The organism is Paenibacillus sp. FSL M7-0420 (assembly GCF_038002345.1).
Classification (GTDB): Bacteria; Bacillota; Bacilli; order Paenibacillales; family Paenibacillaceae; genus Paenibacillus_AQ.
On record NZ_JBBOCJ010000001.1, the window covers coordinates 2,834,573 to 2,851,058 of the forward strand.

The 16,486-nt window shown below is 53.1% G+C and carries 16 protein-coding genes; 11 read left to right on the forward strand and 5 right to left on the reverse strand.

All coding sequences use genetic code 11. From position 1 onward, the window contains the following. Positions 1-70 precede the first annotated feature (70 nt). Entirely contained in the window at positions 71-994 is a 924-nt protein-coding gene (gene cysK / locus MKX51_RS11810; RefSeq protein ID WP_340992490.1) for a cysteine synthase A, read from the forward strand. Positions 995-1,013: 19 nt separating this feature from the next. Then, the gene (locus MKX51_RS11815; protein WP_340992491.1) at positions 1,014-2,030 is read left to right on the forward strand and encodes a hypothetical protein; all 1,017 of its coding nucleotides are present in this window, start codon (positions 1,014-1,016) and stop codon (positions 2,028-2,030) included. A 29-nt stretch (positions 2,031-2,059) separates the two neighbouring features. Here the strand turns inward: MKX51_RS11815 and MKX51_RS11820 are convergent, their stop codons facing one another. The 4 genes from MKX51_RS11820 to MKX51_RS11835 form a co-directional block, all read right to left on the reverse strand. Beyond that, on the reverse strand, positions 2,060-2,575 hold the full coding sequence (locus MKX51_RS11820) for a VanZ family protein (protein WP_340992492.1): 516 nt from the start codon (positions 2,573-2,575) through the stop codon (positions 2,060-2,062). A gap of 48 nt (positions 2,576-2,623) precedes the next feature. Continuing rightward, on the reverse strand, positions 2,624-3,481 hold the full coding sequence (locus MKX51_RS11825) for a M15 family metallopeptidase (RefSeq protein ID WP_340992493.1): 858 nt from the start codon (positions 3,479-3,481) through the stop codon (positions 2,624-2,626). A 158-nt stretch (positions 3,482-3,639) separates the two neighbouring features. Beyond that, positions 3,640-4,737: a sensor histidine kinase gene (locus tag MKX51_RS11830; protein WP_340992494.1), complete on the reverse strand. Its 1,098-nt coding sequence runs from the start codon at positions 4,735-4,737 to the stop codon at positions 3,640-3,642. Next, positions 4,730-5,425: a response regulator transcription factor gene (locus MKX51_RS11835; protein ID WP_340992495.1), complete on the reverse strand. Its 696-nt coding sequence runs from the start codon at positions 5,423-5,425 to the stop codon at positions 4,730-4,732. The genes MKX51_RS11830 and MKX51_RS11835 overlap by 8 nt, the downstream gene beginning before the upstream one ends. Positions 5,426-5,666: 241 nt before the next feature. Here MKX51_RS11835 and MKX51_RS11840 point away from each other — a divergent pair, with 241 nt between their 5' ends. The 9 genes from MKX51_RS11840 to MKX51_RS11880 all read left to right on the forward strand — a co-directional run bounded on the left by MKX51_RS11840 (position 5,667) and on the right by MKX51_RS11880 (position 15,318). After that, positions 5,667-6,539 (forward strand): sensor histidine kinase, encoded by an 873-nt coding sequence (locus MKX51_RS11840; protein ID WP_340992496.1) that lies wholly within the window; start codon positions 5,667-5,669, stop codon positions 6,537-6,539. Next, complete coding sequence (locus tag MKX51_RS11845; RefSeq protein ID WP_209877779.1) at positions 6,508-7,173, forward strand: response regulator; 666 nt, start codon at positions 6,508-6,510, stop codon at positions 7,171-7,173. The genes MKX51_RS11840 and MKX51_RS11845 overlap by 32 nt, the downstream gene beginning before the upstream one ends. 29 nt (positions 7,174-7,202) lie before the next feature. After that, positions 7,203-7,856, forward strand: a complete 654-nt coding sequence (locus MKX51_RS11850) for a DUF1775 domain-containing protein (protein WP_340992497.1) — start codon at positions 7,203-7,205, stop codon at positions 7,854-7,856. Between the two features lie 142 nt (positions 7,857-7,998). Beyond that, positions 7,999-8,283 carry a hypothetical protein gene (locus MKX51_RS11855; RefSeq protein ID WP_340992498.1) on the forward strand — a complete coding sequence of 95 codons (285 nt, stop codon included), beginning with the start codon at positions 7,999-8,001 and terminating at the stop codon, positions 8,281-8,283. 251 nt (positions 8,284-8,534) lie between these two features. Then, positions 8,535-8,762 (forward strand): hypothetical protein, encoded by a 228-nt coding sequence (locus tag MKX51_RS11860; protein WP_340992499.1) that lies wholly within the window; start codon positions 8,535-8,537, stop codon positions 8,760-8,762. A 197-nt stretch (positions 8,763-8,959) separates the two neighbouring features. Then, positions 8,960-12,337, forward strand: a complete 3,378-nt coding sequence (locus tag MKX51_RS11865) for a X2-like carbohydrate binding domain-containing protein (protein WP_340992500.1) — start codon at positions 8,960-8,962, stop codon at positions 12,335-12,337. Between the two features lie 177 nt (positions 12,338-12,514). Next, positions 12,515-13,108 carry a sigma-70 family RNA polymerase sigma factor gene (locus MKX51_RS11870; protein ID WP_340941434.1) on the forward strand — a complete coding sequence of 198 codons (594 nt, stop codon included), beginning with the start codon at positions 12,515-12,517 and terminating at the stop codon, positions 13,106-13,108. After that, entirely contained in the window at positions 13,087-14,073 is a 987-nt protein-coding gene (locus MKX51_RS11875) for a hypothetical protein (protein WP_340992501.1), read from the forward strand. The genes MKX51_RS11870 and MKX51_RS11875 overlap by 22 nt, the downstream gene beginning before the upstream one ends. A 573-nt stretch (positions 14,074-14,646) precedes the next feature. Next, a complete protein-coding gene (locus MKX51_RS11880; RefSeq protein ID WP_340992502.1) occupies positions 14,647-15,318 on the forward strand; it encodes a hypothetical protein in 672 nt (223 codons plus the stop codon). A 268-nt stretch (positions 15,319-15,586) separates the two neighbouring features. Here the strand turns inward: MKX51_RS11880 and MKX51_RS11885 are convergent, their stop codons facing one another. Further along, positions 15,587-16,204, reverse strand: coding sequence for a nitroreductase family protein (locus MKX51_RS11885; protein WP_340992503.1), 618 nt, complete (start codon positions 16,202-16,204; stop codon positions 15,587-15,589). Positions 16,205-16,486 lie beyond the last annotated feature (282 nt).

Genomic DNA, 16,486 nt, shown 5'->3' on the forward strand with positions numbered 1-16,486 from the left:
CTATCCCGTAACTATACAATGGGTGTTATATCGTGCATAAGATAAGGACCGAAACTAAGGAGGCACACCAATGACGAAGCGGGTAGTCAATAATATTACGGAGCTGATTGGCGGCACGCCGGTTGTACGCTTGAGACGGGTAACCGGACCGGAGGATGCGGAGCTGTATGTGAAGCTGGAGATGTTCAATCCCAGCGGCAGCGTCAAGGACCGGGCAGCCTATAATCTGATCCGGCAGGCGGAGCTGGACGGACGGCTGCAGCCGGGCGGGACGATTATTGAGCCGACCAGCGGCAATACCGGAATTGGACTGGCGATGAACGCGGCAGCGAAGGGGTATAAGGCCATCTTGATCATGCCGGATAATATGACGAAGGAACGGATCAATATCCTGAAGGCCTACGGGGCGGAAGTCGTGCTGACTCCGGCGGCGGAGCGGATGCCCGGCGCGATTGCCAAGGCGGTGGAGCTGGGACGGGAGATCCCCGGCAGCTTCATCCCGCAGCAGTTCGAGAATCCGGCGAACCCGGACATTCACCGCACCACTACCGCGCCGGAAATTCTGGAGCAGATGGAGGGGCGGCTGGATGTCTTCGTTGCCACTTCCGGGACAGGCGGCACTATTACCGGAACCGGAGAGGCTTTGCGCGCGCGACTGCCGGAGCTGCGCGTGGTTGTCGTGGAGCCGCAGGGTTCGCCTGTGCTGTCCGGCGGCCAGCCGGGGCCGCACAAGCTGGTGGGGACCAGCCCGGGCTTCGTGCCGGCAATTCTGAATACCGGCATCTACGATGAGATCGTGCAGGTATCCGATGAGGATGCCTTGGAGATGGTAAGAGAACTGGCCCGTACCGAGGGGATTCTGCTCGGACCTTCCGGCGGAGCCGCAGTCTGGACGGCCTTGCAGGAGGCACGGCGCTTGGGACGGGGCAAGCGGGTGTTATGTATCGCACCAGATACCGGGGAACGTTACCTCAGCATGGGGATTTTCGACTAAATTATACTGGAGGCCCGCTATGAATCAAGCGAAGCACAGCTTCAGGCACGGGGGAAGAGCGGCCGGAAGTCTTATTCTTACAGCAGCCATAGTCTTTAGCCTGACCGGGTGTGCCCGGACGAATAGCAATGACGCTGCCAGCAGTGCAGCAGCTTCGGCCGGGCCGTCTACCGGCAGTCCATCGCCAGCCGCTCAGCAGACGGATAGCCCGGCAAGTGCGGTCCCGGCTGCATCAGCGTCAGCTACGGCCTCTCCAGCCCCGGCTGCCTTACTTGACCCTGCCAAGCTGCAGCCGGTCTTCGGATTCGCGAGTGAGACCGGGAGTCATATTATGGTCACCAGGGAAGAGGAGGGAAGCGGGGAGCAGTTGAAGTCCCTGAACACTGCCATTGGGAACGGGGGGCAGGTGCTGGCTGTGAAGCTGGAGAAGTGGCAGCCGGGCAACGATAACAACAACGGACGGGAGCTGGCGAATAATATTCCGAATATGTCCGGTTATCTGTTCAAGGTAGAGGGTGACGCAGCGATGCGGGATGAGACCTATGTTCTGGTTGATTCTGCGGTCTTCCCGCAGGCGGCCTTGCTGGAGGTTCAGCCTGCCGATCCGGCAAGCCCGCAGCTTGCAGCCGGCGATCCGCTGCGGAAGAGTATTGCAGCCGCCAAAGGGCGGAAGATCCAGTCCGCCTGGAAGCTGGCCGGGCTGGGCCCGGACAGAGGGCTCTATCTGGTGCAGTTCGTAAGACAGGATAAGGAGATGCTGTTTAGCCTGGTGTTGGAGGAAGACGGGAAGCTCAGCTTCAAGGACTATCCTGCTGAGATTACGGATAATGAATATTCAGTCTGGCGTGTCGATGACGGCGGTGAGGTGATTCCGCAGATGTTCTCCGTGCTGTTCGCGGCACATACGGCAGACGGATTGCTGCTTGGGCTCAACTGGTGGGGAGCGGAGGGTGTGAACAGCTTTTTCCTGAAGCAGGAAGGCAATGGCTTCACGGAGCTTGCAATTGAATATGGACGCTATATCTCTCCCTTGTGAGCAGGGCGAACGGAAAGCAAGGCTCCCCGTCACTTCTGGGTGACGGAGGAGCCTTGTCTGCCTGTCATATACATCATCATGATGGGGCGAATCAGCAGATATCCCAACATCCCGCCGAAGGTGTTCAGAAGAAGATCATCCACATCGAAGGTTCCAATATAGAAGACGGCTTGCGAGCATTCCAATACTGCGCTTAAGGCGAAGGACCACAGGATTACACCCTTGAAGGAGCCGCTGCCTCTTCCATTCGGGTTGAGCAGCACCAGGAAGATGCCATAAGGGATAAACAAGGCGATATTTCCCAAGAAATTAACGACGGTGCTAGTGCTGATATGGTGATAGGTGTTAGCCAAGGTGGCCAGCGGGATCAGATTTCCGCGTTGCAGACTGGCCGCAATATGGCCCGGGCTGTGCTGGAGCTGCTGCCAAAGGAAGCTAAGATCAATTGAACCGAATTTGAATAAAATGATTTTAAACAGAATATACACGTAAATGGTAAATAGCATCTGCAACCCGTATTTTGTCTGCTTGTGTGCCTGATTCATTTCTGCATCACCGCTTTCTGTAGATTGTAATAATATATGGCTTAGTCATTAAGGATAGACCGTCATAATCACACCGCCTATATTGTCTCCGGAGAGTTCAACATGCTTGCCGGCGGGGACCGGGACAGGGGTGTTCCCCTGCACTTCTACATAAGAAATCTGATACTTAGTACCGTTCACTGTAGTGGTGATCGATTGCTGCTCCTTAAGGAATTCCAGATATTCTTCCAGCGTGAAGTTCTTGTCGCGCATAATCACACTGTGTGGAAGCCCTACATACCGAAAATGCCATGGTTCATACTTGATGCCAGTGATATCTGTTTTATCCTCAGGATAGCGCAGAATGAAGCCGTAGTCCCATGCGTTGTCCCGCAGCCATTGCCCTTCGGGGGCACGGCTCATGGACATCTGCGAGGAGCCGATATCCAGCGACAAGCCCAGATTATGCTCGCTGTAGCCGGGTGGCAGGGCGTAATCGGCCCCTTTTTCATCGTATAGCTGCTGCTGCTTGTCATTGTCCCTATATCCGCTGCTGATCAGGAAGCTGTTGATGTCCTCCATGGATGCGGCCTGTACCATCTCTGTGAATTTCTCCGCGACTTGCCTGGATAGCATCGTTTTGTGATCCAGCAGCAGGTATCCGGAGGTCAGCTCCTCATGATCGAGCAGACGGATGATGTCCTGGCTGACTCCCGTATCATGAACGGGGTAATCCTTGTTGACCAGCAGCAGGTTCCCTTGGTAGATTTGCTCTTTGGGAATAACCGTCAGATTCTTGGAGCCTTTATCTGCACTCGTCTGTACCGTCTCTATATTCAGTTCATTCTTTGCGGACTCCTGCTCCCTATCCATCCATTTCATTCCGAGCAGTCCGGCAATTACGATGATTACTAACCATTTCTTCATGTTCTCGTCCTCCTTGTTTCAATGACTTAAGCATAGAGGAGTGTGTTTAAATAGAAGTGGGGGAAAGATAAAGTTTTTCTTAAAACGCGCGGTTGAGATGCCAAATGAAAAACCGTCCTTCAAAAGGACGGCAACACTGCGGCTATAGAAGGAGCAGACTATTGGATCACACCCGGCAGACGGACCTCGAAGAGCGTGCGGATCGTGTCACTCTGTACGGAGATCGTCCCCTGATGCTGCTCGACGATATTTTTGGCAATGAACAATCCCAGCCCGGTACTGCCTTCCTGATGGGTCCGTGCCCGGTCACCTGTATAGAACATATCGAACAGAAAAGGCAGGTCCTCCGCCGGAATCCTATCTCCGTAATTCATGACCTGGACAACGATCGTCTCACCCTCCGGGTAGCAGCGGACATCGACATAACGGCCGTCTTTGCCGTAACGCACCGCATTGGTCAGCAGGTTCTCGAACACCCGGGCCAGCAGTTCCCCGTCCCCGGTAATTTTGAGCTGCGGAGTGATCTCCATGCGGGCTGTCAATCCGTTATTCTCCAGCAGAGGATACAATTCCTCGTTCAGCTGGACCAGCAGCTCGCTCAGATCCAGGGGGCGCTGCTCCACGGTAAGCATGCCGTAGTTCATCCGGGTAATCTCGAACAGCTCATCGATCAGCTTTTCCAGCCGCTGTGATTTGGTGTAGGCAATCGTGGTGTAATGTTTCACTTGCTCGGCGGTTAACTCCCCGTCCTTCAGTACCAGATCCAGGTAGCCGAGTACAGAGGTCAGCGGAGTCCGCAGGTCATGAGCCAGATTCAGTACCAGCTTGTCCTTGCTATTCTCCGCAAAGTCCCCGCGCTCCACCGCTTCCTCCAGCTTATCCTTGGCCTGATTCAGATCAGCGGCAATATCCTCGAATTCATCGTTAGAATGGATTTGAATCCGGCTTTTGAAATCCCCGTTAGCCAGCAGGCGGATATGGTGCGAGATTTCTTTGAAATAGCGGGCATACGGCTTGGTGAACAGGAAGAAGAACAGCAGCGCCAGCGGGATGAAGAAGATCAGGAAGAAATTCAGGTCGCCGAAATCGGCAATCAGGTAACGAAAGCGGGTCAGCTTGTCTTCATACTTCACCTGAGAGGTATAATACATTTGCAGGCTTTTGTAGAGTACAAAGGTAATAGCACCGGAGCAAATCATGCTGAGTACCAGCAGCGATATCATTTTGAAGCGGAAGCTGCGGACAAGTTTAGCCATTGAACGTGTACCCTACTCCCCAGATCGTTTTGATCCATGTATTTTTATTCTGGTCATCACCCAGCTTTTTGCGCAGGGTGCGGATATGGACCATCACGGTGTTCCCGCCTTCATAATAAGCCTCACCCCAGATCTGCTGAAAAAGATGCTCGGCGCTGAATACTTTCTTAGGATAGCTGGCAAGCAAATACAGGATATCGAATTCCTTCGGCGTCAGTTCCACGGGATGTCCGTATAAGGTCACGGAACGGCGGTCCGGATCGACGATCAGCCCCCCGGCTTCCACCACGGCCTTCTGCTCGGTAACCGGCTGGTTCAGCTTCATAGAACGTCTAAGCTGCGCGTTCACTCTTGCGACCAGCTCCATGGGATTGAAGGGCTTGGTCATATAATCGTCGGCGCCGATGACAAGACCGGTGATTTTATCCAGATCCGAAGTCTTTGCGCTCACAAAAATAATCGGCAGCCCGTGCTGCTCCCGGATCTGCCGGGTCACCTCATACCCGTCCAGCCCGGGCATCATAATATCCAGAATCGCCAGGTCGATATGCCTGGACTGGATGACCTGCACCGCTGCCGGGCCGTTTGTAACCTTTATGGGGTGGTAGCCTTCTTTGTCCAAATGCAGTCCGATCAGATCGGCAATCTCGGGATCATCGTCGGCGATTAGAATCGTAATCCGTTTCATATGATTATCTCTCCTGTAGTGTCAGCATCAATGTATACTTGATTGAATGTTATTCCTAGTGTAACCTATCGGATATTGTTTCGCTAACTGTTATGATAGGACGATGGGAGCTATGAAGGAAATGATTTAACTTTTAAATACTTAATTCTGTAACATAATGCGGACGGGCATAGCCCTAAAGAGTCATGCCGCCGGTCACCCGGAAATGGTAAAATAACGAACAGAAATTGGGGAGGGAACCGTGACGTATACCCGAATTAAAGTGCTTATCCTGCTGATTCCAACGGTTATGGTCGGTATCTGGGAATGGGTGAGACACCAGTTCCTGATGCCGTACATCTCTATGGACACGGGGAACTTCTTAACACCTGTATTGGTATTTCTGTGCAGTATTATTCTGCTGCTGCCGCTCTTTCGCCTCATGGAGCGCAATCAGCGGGAGCTGGAGCAGGAGCGGGCGGCCACCGGAGCGATGGAAGCACGGGAGGCGTTGGCCAAAGAGCTGCATGACGGAATGGCCCAGTCCCTGTTCCTGCTCTCCGTGCGGATCGACCGGCTGGAGCATAGCCGCAAGGACGGCGGTATCAGCGCGGACAGTGTGGATCAGATCAAGAAGACTGTTCACGAGGTTAACCGTTATGCACGTCAGGCTATTGCCAATCTGAAGGTGCCGGTGAGCGGCGCGGAGAGCTTCTCGCTGGAGCGTTCTATCCATGAGCAGCTGGCGGCCATAGCCGGAGAAGTCATGATCGAGGTATCTCTCGATTGGTATCTGGAGGAACAGTTGCTGACGCCAGCGGAACAGGCAGAGCTGTTGTCCTGCATTCGTGAAGCGATTATCAATGTGCGTAAGCACACACGTGCCGGCAGGGTGTCCGTCTCGGGTCATGGGAATGAACAAGGCTGGCGTGTAACTGTTGCAGATGACGGTGCGGGGATTGAGCATGATGATCCTTTTGCGGTGAGCGGCAGCTATGGCCTACAGATTATGAGGGAACGGTCCCGCAGTATGGGCTGGAGATTGGATGTACAATCGGGGGCAGGCGGAACCACTGTAGAAATTACGAAGGGGGAGGTGCAGGATGGAACGCTGCCGGGTGCTGATCGTCGATGACCATGCACATGCCCGTGAGGCAATGACCGAGATTGTGGGGCTGGATGAACGGTTTGAAGTAATCGGTGCCGTGGCCAGCGGAGCGGAGGCGATTGTCTGGACCGGGCAATGGATGCCGGATCTCATTCTGATCGATATCGAAATGCCGGGAATGGATGGTCTGGAGACCACGCGGCGCATCAAGCTGGAATATCCGTATGTCCGGATTGTCATCGTCACCGTGTCGGATGAGATCTCTTATCTGTTCGAAGCGCTTAAGCAGGGGGCGCAGGGGTATCTCCTGAAGAATCTGGCCCCGTCCACCTGGATCGAATACCTGCTGGCGATTGTAAGCGAGGAGGTGCCACTGAGCCGGGAGCTGGCGTTCCAGATTCTGAAGGAGTTCGCGGTCACCTCCGTCAAGGAGGAGCGGGAGGCATTAACGGCGCGGGAGAAGGAGATACTGGGCTGTGTATCCTCCGGGTCCACCAATAAGGAGATTGCCGCCACCCTCGGGATCTCCGAGCATACGGTCAAGAATCACCTGAAGAATATCCTGCAGAAGCTTCAGCTTCAGAACCGCACACAGCTTACCAGATATGCTCTGGAGCAGGGGCTGGCTTCGCGGGAGCGGGATTTTCCGGGGAAGAGATAGATTATAACAAGAGACAAGGAGAGATTCATTTGAATAGATTGTTTCGTAAAATAGCCGCATTGGCCGCACCGGCAGCCGCAGCATTACTATTGTTCGCAGCCGTGGCGAGTGCTCACGTAACCGTAAGTCCAGCCCAGTCCAGTACGGGGGCCTGGGAGACGTATACGCTGAAAGTGCCGTCTGAAAAAGAAAGCGCCACCGTGCAGGTGGATCTGCGGATGCCGGCAGGCGCGGAATTCAAGCAATACGAAGCCACTCCCGGCTGGGAGGTAACGGTTGAAGGGAATAAAGTGAGCTGGATTGCGAAGGACGGCGGCATCCAGGCCGGACAGTTTCAGCGCTTCTACTTCACAGCCAAGAACCCGGACTCCGCAGGCGATATTGCCTGGGATGCCTATCAGCATTATGCCGATGGCAGCCTGGTGCAATGGTCCGGCGAACCCGGCTCGGAATCCCCGCATTCCATCACGGCCATCGCTGAAGCCTCCGGCAGCGCCGACGGCGGCCACGGCCACGGTGCCGCAGACATGTCCGGCAGCGGCACCATGACCATGGACGAGCACCAGGCCATTGTGGAGAAGGAAGGCACCGGCACCTCGCCGATGGTTTACATTACCCTCGGCATCTCGCTGGTCTCCTTCCTGCTGGCAGCGATCGCTTTGCTTCGGGGGAAGCAGGAGTAGGTTGGAATGACTTGTATAGAGAGAACCCCGCAGCAGATGTGAATTCTATCTGCTGCGGGGTTCTTTGTGGTTGGTATATCCATTGTGCCAAATTATACTGCTGAAGCCGCGGCTCCTTATCCGTTAAGCAACATGAGGCTAAGTGGAAAAACAGCACTTATTATCGCCGAAATCTCAACAAACAGGCCAACAGTTGGATAAATGCTGCTTAATTTTGCCGAAAGTCGATAATATGCAAATTAGACCAGAATTAAGTGCTGTTTATCCAATTGCTGTCGGTGTTGTGGTGGAGAAAGAGGGAATAAGTGTTGGAAATCCAATTGTTATTTGGAGGGTAAATGAAGCCACCAGCTGTGAATGTATAGAGGAGTTAACACTATACCCATTACCAGCACCTTTTATTATAATTGCAGATAACGGAGTCTAAGACCCGAAAATACTTACCCTAAGTAAGTTATCTTTCAGAAATATTTCCAATAAGGGAGCGCATTTATGTTTGATGACATTGGTTTTTCACCGGGTATCATTACTTATAATGAACGTTGTTAGAAAAGCGTTGTACAGAAGCAGGTATGCTACATGCTCTAGTTCAGGAATGCTCTGTATATGTTAGGGATATTCTAAGCCGCTAAATGTGTTTATTTAATTGAAATGCACCCTAAAAGGAGGCCCCCAAAAATGTCCCTATCCCGACAACAACTAATCGAACTCGTAACCAAGATCGTGAACGCCGAAGGAACAGAGGCGGAGTTGGATCAATCTCTCGAGACTGTTATGAGCAACGTGCCTCATCCCGGTGTGAGCGACCTCATCTTCTGGAATGAGCCGGAGCTGACACCGGAGGAGATTGTTGATGCTGCGCTGGGTTATCAGCCGATTGTGCTGCCACCCCCAATGGAGAACTAGCTCTGAACTGCCTTGCGATTACAGATCGTGAGGTTTTTTCATTTACAGCCAACTAATCCCCAATTTCGTCAAGTGTGAAAATGGTGCGCTAATTGCTGACAAAATTCCCGCATAATCAACCATTTTCTCTCACGGAACGGGCGAAACCTGCTCTATAATGGAAGCGTTACCAAAGAATGCTTGGGGAGGTAAGGATCATGAGTCGAAAACGTGTCCGAAGACTAGGAACACTCGTCCTGCTGGCAGCGATGTCAGGCTCTTTGTTTAACGTTTCTCCCGCAGTAACCCATGCCGCAGCCAGCGAAGAGTATAGCTGGAACAGTGTCGCTACTGGTGCGGGCGGCGGTTTTGTGCCGGGGATTATTTTCAACCAGAGTGAACCGAATCTGATCTACGCGCGGACAGATATTGGCGGGGCTTACCGCTGGAACGAGGCGGACGGGAGCTGGATTCCGCTGACTGACACGGTCGGCTGGGCAGATTGGAACAAGAACGGCGTAGACGCGCTGGCTACCGACCCGGTTGATCCGGACAAGGTGTATATGGCAACCGGGACGTACACGAATTCCTGGGACGGCAATGGTCAAATTATGCGTTCCAGCGACCGTGGGGATACCTGGCAATCTACGCCGCTACCGTTCAAGGTTGGCGGCAATATGCCTGGACGTTCAGCCGGGGAACGGCTGGTCATTGACCCGAATAAGAACAGCATCCTGTTCTTCGGGGCGCGGAGCGGCAACGGCCTGTGGAAGAGCGTGGATTCCGGGGTAACCTGGTCCAAGGTCACCTCTTTTACGAACGTAGGGACGTACGTCCAGGATCCGGGAAATGAGTATCAGAGTGATATCGTGGGCTTGTCCTGGATTACTTTTGATAAAAGCACGGGCTCTGCCGGACAAGCTACCCAGACGATCTATGTCGGAGTCGCGGATACCGCCAAAAGTGTGTTCCGCAGCACAGATGGAGGTGCAACCTGGTCAGCGCTGCCGGGACAGCCGGTAGGCCTGCTTCCGCATCATGGGGAGCTGTCGGCAACCGGCGAACTGTATATTACCTATAGTGACGGGGTCGGGCCGTATGACGGACGCAAAGGCGAAGTCTGGAAATTTAACACAACCAGCGGCGTCTGGAAAAACATCAGCCCGACTACAGGAGCCGACAACTTCTACGGCTTCGGGGGGCTTGCGCTGGATGCCCAGCATCCGAATACGCTTATGGTCGCCAGCCTCAATGCCTGGTGGCCGGACGAGGTGATCTTCCGCAGCAAGGACGGCGGGGAGACCTGGAGCCGGATCTGGGATTGGGGCTTTTATCCGGAGCGCAACTATAAGTTCGAGATGGACATCACGGCGGCCCCTTGGCTTGATCATGGACTCTCATCGACATCACTTGATCCTGCGCCTAAGCTGGGCTGGATGATGGGCGATCTTGAGATTGACCCGTTCAACTCGGACCGGATGATGTATGGCACCGGCGCTACGATCTACGGTACGAATAACTTGGGAGCCTGGGACACCGGCGGCAAGGTTAAGATATCCGTGATGGCCAAAGGGGTAGAAGAGACCGCAGTGCTGGGGCTGATCAGCCCGCCAGCGGGTGCCCACCTGATTACCGCGCTCGGCGATGTGTCCGGCTTCCGGTATGAGGATGTAACTGCGGTACCGATGAAGTTCCAGACCAGCCCTTCCTGGGCCAGCACGAACAGTATCGATTATGCGGAGCTGGACCCGGCCTATGTTGTCCGTGTCGGCGGTGTGGACAAAGAGAAATATCCGAATGGTAAGTCGATTGGGATCTCGAATGACAACGGCAAGAACTGGTACATGCCGAATGCAGAACCCTCCAAAGGAGGCAGTACAACGGTAGGGCAGGGCCAGGTTGCTGTATCTGCCAGTGGGAATGCGCTGCTGTGGAGCACCTTGGATATCGGGGTCTTTTACTCCAAGTCAGGCGGCAACTCCTGGACGGCGAGCAGCGGAATTCCTGCCGGAGCGAAGATAGCATCCGACCGGGTGAATCCGAATAAATTCTATGGCTTCTATGAGGGCAAGCTCTATGTCAGTACAGATAGCGGAGCCACCTTCACAGCTACGGCTGCGACCGGCTTGCCTGCCAATAACGTAAACGGGCTGCAACCGAGCCAGGCGCAAGTGAGCCTGAAGGCCATGCCGGGCGTGGAAGGCGATATCTGGTTTGCCGGAGGACACCCGCTGGATAAGTACGGCATCTGGCATTCTACCAACTCAGGTGCCAGCTTCACGAAGCTGAGCAATGTGGAAGAAGCGGACCTGATCGGGTTCGGTAAGGCCGCACCGGGTGAGAATTACATGGCACTCTATACGGTAGCCCAGATTGATGGCGTTAGAGGAGTCTTCCGTTCGGATGACGCCGGAGCCAGCTGGGTGCGGATTAATGATGATAATCATCAGTATGCCAGAATTAATATGGCGATTACAGGCGATCCGCGGATATATGGACGCGTCTATCTCGGGACCAACGGACGCGGGACCTTATATGCTGATCCGGTGAATCCTCCGGCAGCAGGCTCCGTTATCACACCGGTCACGGCCAGCTTCGATAAGAAGACAGCGAATCAGAACGACATCGAAGTGACGATGACCTTGAACGGGAATACCTTGGATTCCATTACCAATGGTGCTTCTGTATTATCCGCTGGAACGGATTATACGGTGAGTGGTTCCACAGTGACGATCCATAAGGCTTATCTGGCGGCACAGGCTGTGGGAACAACCACCCTAAGCTTCCATTTCAGTGCCGGAGCGGAGAAGACCTTAACGGTTACGGTGGCGGATACGACCACAACGGCTAATGATTCAACCATCACACCGGTCACGGCCAGCTTCGACAAGAAGACAGGGAACCAGAGCGACATCGAAGTAGCGATGACCTTGAACGGGAATACTTTAGCCTCTATTAAAAATGGTTCGGCGGCGTTAACCGCCGGAACGGATTATACGTTGAGCGGATCGGCTGTGACGATCCACAAAGCTTATCTGGCGGCACAGCCGTTGGGGACAACCACGCTGAGCTTCCAATTCAGCGCCGGAGCTTCGAAGACGCTGACAGTTACAATAGCCGATACAACTGCACCGGTGAATGGCGGTCTGAAGGTCCAGATGTTCAACAGCAGCACGGCCGCTGCTGTCAATGCCCTCAGCCCGCGGATCAAGCTGGTGAATACCGGGACGGCTGCGCTATCCCTCGCCGATGTGAAGCTCAGATATTATTACACCAGTGACGGCGAGCAGGCTCAGAATTTCTTCTGTGACTGGTCCCAGGCAGGGAGCGCCAATGTGACAGGGACGTTCGTGAAGCTTCCGGCACCCTTGAGCGGAGCGGATCATTATCTGGAGCTGGGCTTCACAGCTGCAGCAGGCACGCTTGCTCCGGGAGCCAGTATCGATATCCAGATGCGGGCGTCCAAGGTAGACTGGACCAATTATAACCAGTCCGATGACTATTCCTTCAATTCTACAGGCACAGCTCCTGCGGATTGGGCCAAGCTTCCGGCCTATATCTCCGGCAGTCTGGTATGGGGCAATGAGCCCTTGTAAGCTGTAATTCATATCCGGGCAGTTTCCGGCAGCAGCAGAATCACCGGTTGCACATGATGAAATTCATGGGCAGCCGGTTTTTGATATGTCAGGATGTAATAAATTGCATACCAAGGGAACCTTCTACCGCCAGCGGACCAATATAGAGTGTAAGCAAGATAGAGAGGGGAGAGGAAGATGACAGAAGAAGAGCTTGGGGAATGTCTGCAAAGGCTGGAACAAGGAGATAAAGAGGCCTTCACCTTACTACATAACACCATTAGGCAGCAGGTGTACGGAACCGTCAGTCTGCTGGTGAACCGGCAGGCTGATGTGGCTGATGTAGTCAATGAAATCTACATCGAGCTATTCCGCTGCTTGCCGCAGTATGACGGCAAACGGCCTTTCGGAGCCTGGCTGAACGGTATGATCGTCAGGCAATGCAGCAACTGGAACCGCAAAAGCTGGCGCAGGCTGCGGCTCATGAACCGCAGCCGGGAGCATGCATCTGAGAGTCTGTATCCGGGGGCGGACGCGCAGCTTCTGGTCCAGGAACAGCAGGGAGAGCTGATGCAGCTGGTCAGCGGACTGCCGCCTAAGCTCCGCAGCGTAATTGTCCTGCGTTACTATGGGGAGTGCAGCTATGATGAGATTGCCTCAGCCTTGGGCATACCGCTGGGGACAGCTAAGTCCAGGCATCATAAAGCGCTGCGTAAGCTGCGGCAGCATTCGGCATTTACAGCGGACGATGAGATGAAGGAGGAATGGACATGTCTGTCGAGAGTCAACTGAAGCAGGAGTTCAACAGGTATAAACAACATACAACGATGCCGGAGCCGCTGGAGCAGCGGTTAGCGGCGGGCTTTGAGCAATTTCATCAGCCGCAGCAAAGGGGAAATAACGGTCGGCCGGTACGTGTACGCGGGACAGCGAGGATCGCCCTGGTACTCTGCGGACTGATGCTCTTCGGAGGTGTGGTCTATGGCGCGGAGCGGTTGTGGAAGGTTACTTATGGTGCAACCGGACTGGAAGTGAACATTCAACAGGACGCTAATGAGTCTGCAGCCTTTGCCAGCCAGACCCGGCGGGTGATTGCAGACATTCAGTCTCAGCTGGCCGTAAATGAATCGGCTATGCTGTTAATTGCCAGGACAAACGGAATGAAAGAGCTCCGTATGATTAACCGTCCGCAGATATTCAAGGATATCGAGATCTGGAGGAAGGCTATAGAGCCTGTCGCTGGTAAGCTGAGCGTGCCGGGCAGATTGCCGGAAGGATATCATTTTGCCGAAGGAAGATCCGACAGTACGGTGGGCATTACCGATGACTCCTGGGTTAAAAAATACACCAATGTTCTAACCAAACGGCTGAAGCCCGGTGAGCATTATGCCTGGATTAAGAGCTTCAATGTACCCAACCAGCTGGCTGGGACGGTAAGTCCTGAGCTGGTATATCAAGGTCCTAAGGGCGAGAATGATTTCATCTCCGTTACCTATTCCCCGCTTACACCGTGGGCACAGCTAACATCTGATGTTTGGACGGATACAAAGGTTGAGCATCTGAAGGTAAATTCTGAGGAAGCCCTGTATGTGGAGGATCACCAGGCCTATGAGTATAACAGCAATGGCTATTATGCTTACATCCGCTGGATTGAGGTGCGGGAGAACGAGGAGAGAAATATAATGCATGAGGTAGGGACCGGATCGCCTGAAGTCACCAGAGAGATGCTGCTAAAAGTGGCGGAAGGCCTGCGTTAACCTAGAGCGGCGGTAAGACCGTGCAGACACATATAAACCTCTATCGTTGATCAGTACATCAACAATAGAGGTTTATATTGTTACCACTATACCCATGTTAGTCTCAGACTCCTTATCCTATCCTTTGTACTCAGCCGGGTAGAAATGGTCCGAGGTGGCAGTATATTTGCCTATCCTGCACATTCAAACTGCTCTCAACTGATCCGCTTACCACGATAGGATGGGATTGTGAAGCCTGTGAGCTTTAAGAAGCTCATACCGTTTCGTGCAGGGACTCACTTCAGGCGGGAATGCCAGGATCAAAGATATAGTCTCAGTCACAAGGAGGAGCGCTGCTTAAGATTAGCTGCCAGAGATTCTGCCCTGGCTTATGTTCTTCCTGCAGTGTCTGTTTCCTTGAGCTGATACCTGAATTATACCGTCCGTGCGGGGAATAGTAAAAAGCTGAAATTTTTTAATTTGTACTCCCAACTTGGAAAAAGGTATTGTAAGCGCTATTATTCTGCGTTTTCCTTAGAATCTGCCGAATTCAAATCCCACTGCCTTTGCTGTATAATGAAAAGGATGGTTTCAATGCTGCGCAGACTCCGGCAGCTTTGCCTGGAGGGAAAGGATACGGAAATGAGCTTGTATGGGGTGAAGCTTGAGGAACTCGGCAGCGGGCTGCTGAAGTCCTTTTTGGAGGATAATTATATATGTGCAGGTTATCCCGGTACGGGTGATCTGGAGAAGCATAGCAGAGAAGAGATCAGCAGCAAGTTAGCTGCCGCCGGCTATCGCGGGAGGGAACTGGAGGGGGCAACACATACCTTAGACATCTTCGTCAATGCGATGCAGGATGGGGATTACGTGCTGATCGCCGATGAAGAGTGGGTATATCTCGGGGATCTTGGCGATTACTTCTATGATACCCGGCACAGCGGCCCAGAGGATAGTACAGCCCACCGGCGCGGTGTCACCTGGCTGAAGAGTCTGCCCCTCGCAGCGGTTAATCCGGCTGTAACAGAGCTGCTTGCTTCTGAGAGCAGAATAACTGCCTATTCAGGAGTGCTGCCCGCAGCCCGAATGGATCTGTGGCTTGGGAATCAGGCAGGGGATGGCGGGAGTAACGCCGGGGCCTGTTCCGTTCAGGTGGATGAAGCTACAGTAGCGCACGCGCTGGCTGTTCTGAAGGCGGCCCTGCACAGCACAGATGTGGAGCGGCAGGAGCGTGCGGCTGTGGCGATTTTGCAGTATGCCCGGTGAGCTTGGGAGGAAGAATACGGCAGAATGATATGAAGAAGGGTCTTTCGGTGTATTAGCCGGAAGACCCTTTTTTAAATATTGAAATTTATATGCTTCCCGCTTAAACAGTGGAGAGAACGGACTGATTGTGGAAAAGCGGCAGCGGTCGCCTTGGTCTCCGGATTTTCACCGTATAGGGAATGAAAAAAATCTGGAGAGCACAGCGATTGGAACAACGGTCCGTTCGCGGAGCGTCCACCCAAGTGAACACGTACATCCTTACTCCATATTAGATAAATTCAACAAATTCATTAACCGGCTTGCGGTAGCCGCGCGGTCTGATCTTGTGCTGGTTATCCTTGCCGATCGTAATCAGCATTACCGGAACCATATGGTCGCCGAGACCGAGAGTAGCCTTCACAGCCTCCGGATCGAAGCCGATCATCGGGCAGGTATCCCAGCCCTTATCCTTGGCAATCAGCATGAACTGCATCGCCGACAGAGAAGCGTTGCGGATGGCTTCATCCCGCTGGAATGCATCGTTCCCGGTATAAGCATCGTTGATGGATTGAATGGTTTGCTCGTATGCATCCTCGCTCATCGCTCCCAGCAGCTTAAGCCCGCTATAGATTTCTGGAGCCTGCAGGTAGGCATTCTTGTCACCCAGCACCACAATAACAGCAGAAGCAGTGTGGATCTTGTATTGGCCATACGCGTCCTTGCGGATGGCTTCCTTCACGCTGTCATCGCTGATCACCTTGTAGTGGGTGTGCTGAAGATTATAAGCCGAGGGAGCCAGACGGGCGAGGGAGAACATCTCTTCGAGCTCACTCTGCGGGATGGTAACACCTTCCACGAAATTATTAGCCGATCTGCGGGCCTGCACCAATTCGGAAAAAGTACTCATAAGTCTTTACCTCCATCTAATATGTATGCTGCTTAGTAATAATCAATTGCTGATATTAATTAATAAACTTACATTTAGTTACTCGCTTAAGATATCACGACCATCTGTATACGTCAATGATTAAAAACATAATAATTTGTAAATTTAACCTGATTAAACGGCTGACTTCAACAAAACCGATGAGGAAGTGATAATAATCACAAAAATAGGTTGCAAAGGCAAAAAGATTGTGACAATAATAACAAATAGAGTGTTATAATAGTCACATAGTTTCACCTGGAT

Coding starts and splice junctions, on each gene's coding strand:
- MKX51_RS11825 (WP_340992493.1), bottom strand. CDS start 3,481: ATGAAGAAATGGTTAGTAATCATCGTAATTGCCGGACTGCTCGGAATG.
- MKX51_RS11845 (WP_209877779.1), top strand. CDS start 6,508: ATGGAACGCTGCCGGGTGCTGATCGTCGATGACCATGCACATGCCCGT.
- MKX51_RS11815 (WP_340992491.1), top strand. CDS start 1,014: ATGAATCAAGCGAAGCACAGCTTCAGGCACGGGGGAAGAGCGGCCGGA.
- MKX51_RS11875 (WP_340992501.1), top strand. CDS start 13,087: ATGTCTGTCGAGAGTCAACTGAAGCAGGAGTTCAACAGGTATAAACAA.
- MKX51_RS11835 (WP_340992495.1), bottom strand. CDS start 5,425: ATGAAACGGATTACGATTCTAATCGCCGACGATGATCCCGAGATTGCC.
- MKX51_RS11830 (WP_340992494.1), bottom strand. CDS start 4,737: ATGGCTAAACTTGTCCGCAGCTTCCGCTTCAAAATGATATCGCTGCTG.
- MKX51_RS11870 (WP_340941434.1), top strand. CDS start 12,515: ATGACAGAAGAAGAGCTTGGGGAATGTCTGCAAAGGCTGGAACAAGGA.
- MKX51_RS11860 (WP_340992499.1), top strand. CDS start 8,535: ATGTCCCTATCCCGACAACAACTAATCGAACTCGTAACCAAGATCGTG.
- MKX51_RS11880 (WP_340992502.1), top strand. CDS start 14,647: ATGCTGCGCAGACTCCGGCAGCTTTGCCTGGAGGGAAAGGATACGGAA.
- cysK (WP_340992490.1), top strand. CDS start 71: ATGACGAAGCGGGTAGTCAATAATATTACGGAGCTGATTGGCGGCACG.
- MKX51_RS11885 (WP_340992503.1), bottom strand. CDS start 16,204: ATGAGTACTTTTTCCGAATTGGTGCAGGCCCGCAGATCGGCTAATAAT.
- MKX51_RS11820 (WP_340992492.1), bottom strand. CDS start 2,575: ATGAATCAGGCACACAAGCAGACAAAATACGGGTTGCAGATGCTATTT.
- MKX51_RS11865 (WP_340992500.1), top strand. CDS start 8,960: ATGAGTCGAAAACGTGTCCGAAGACTAGGAACACTCGTCCTGCTGGCA.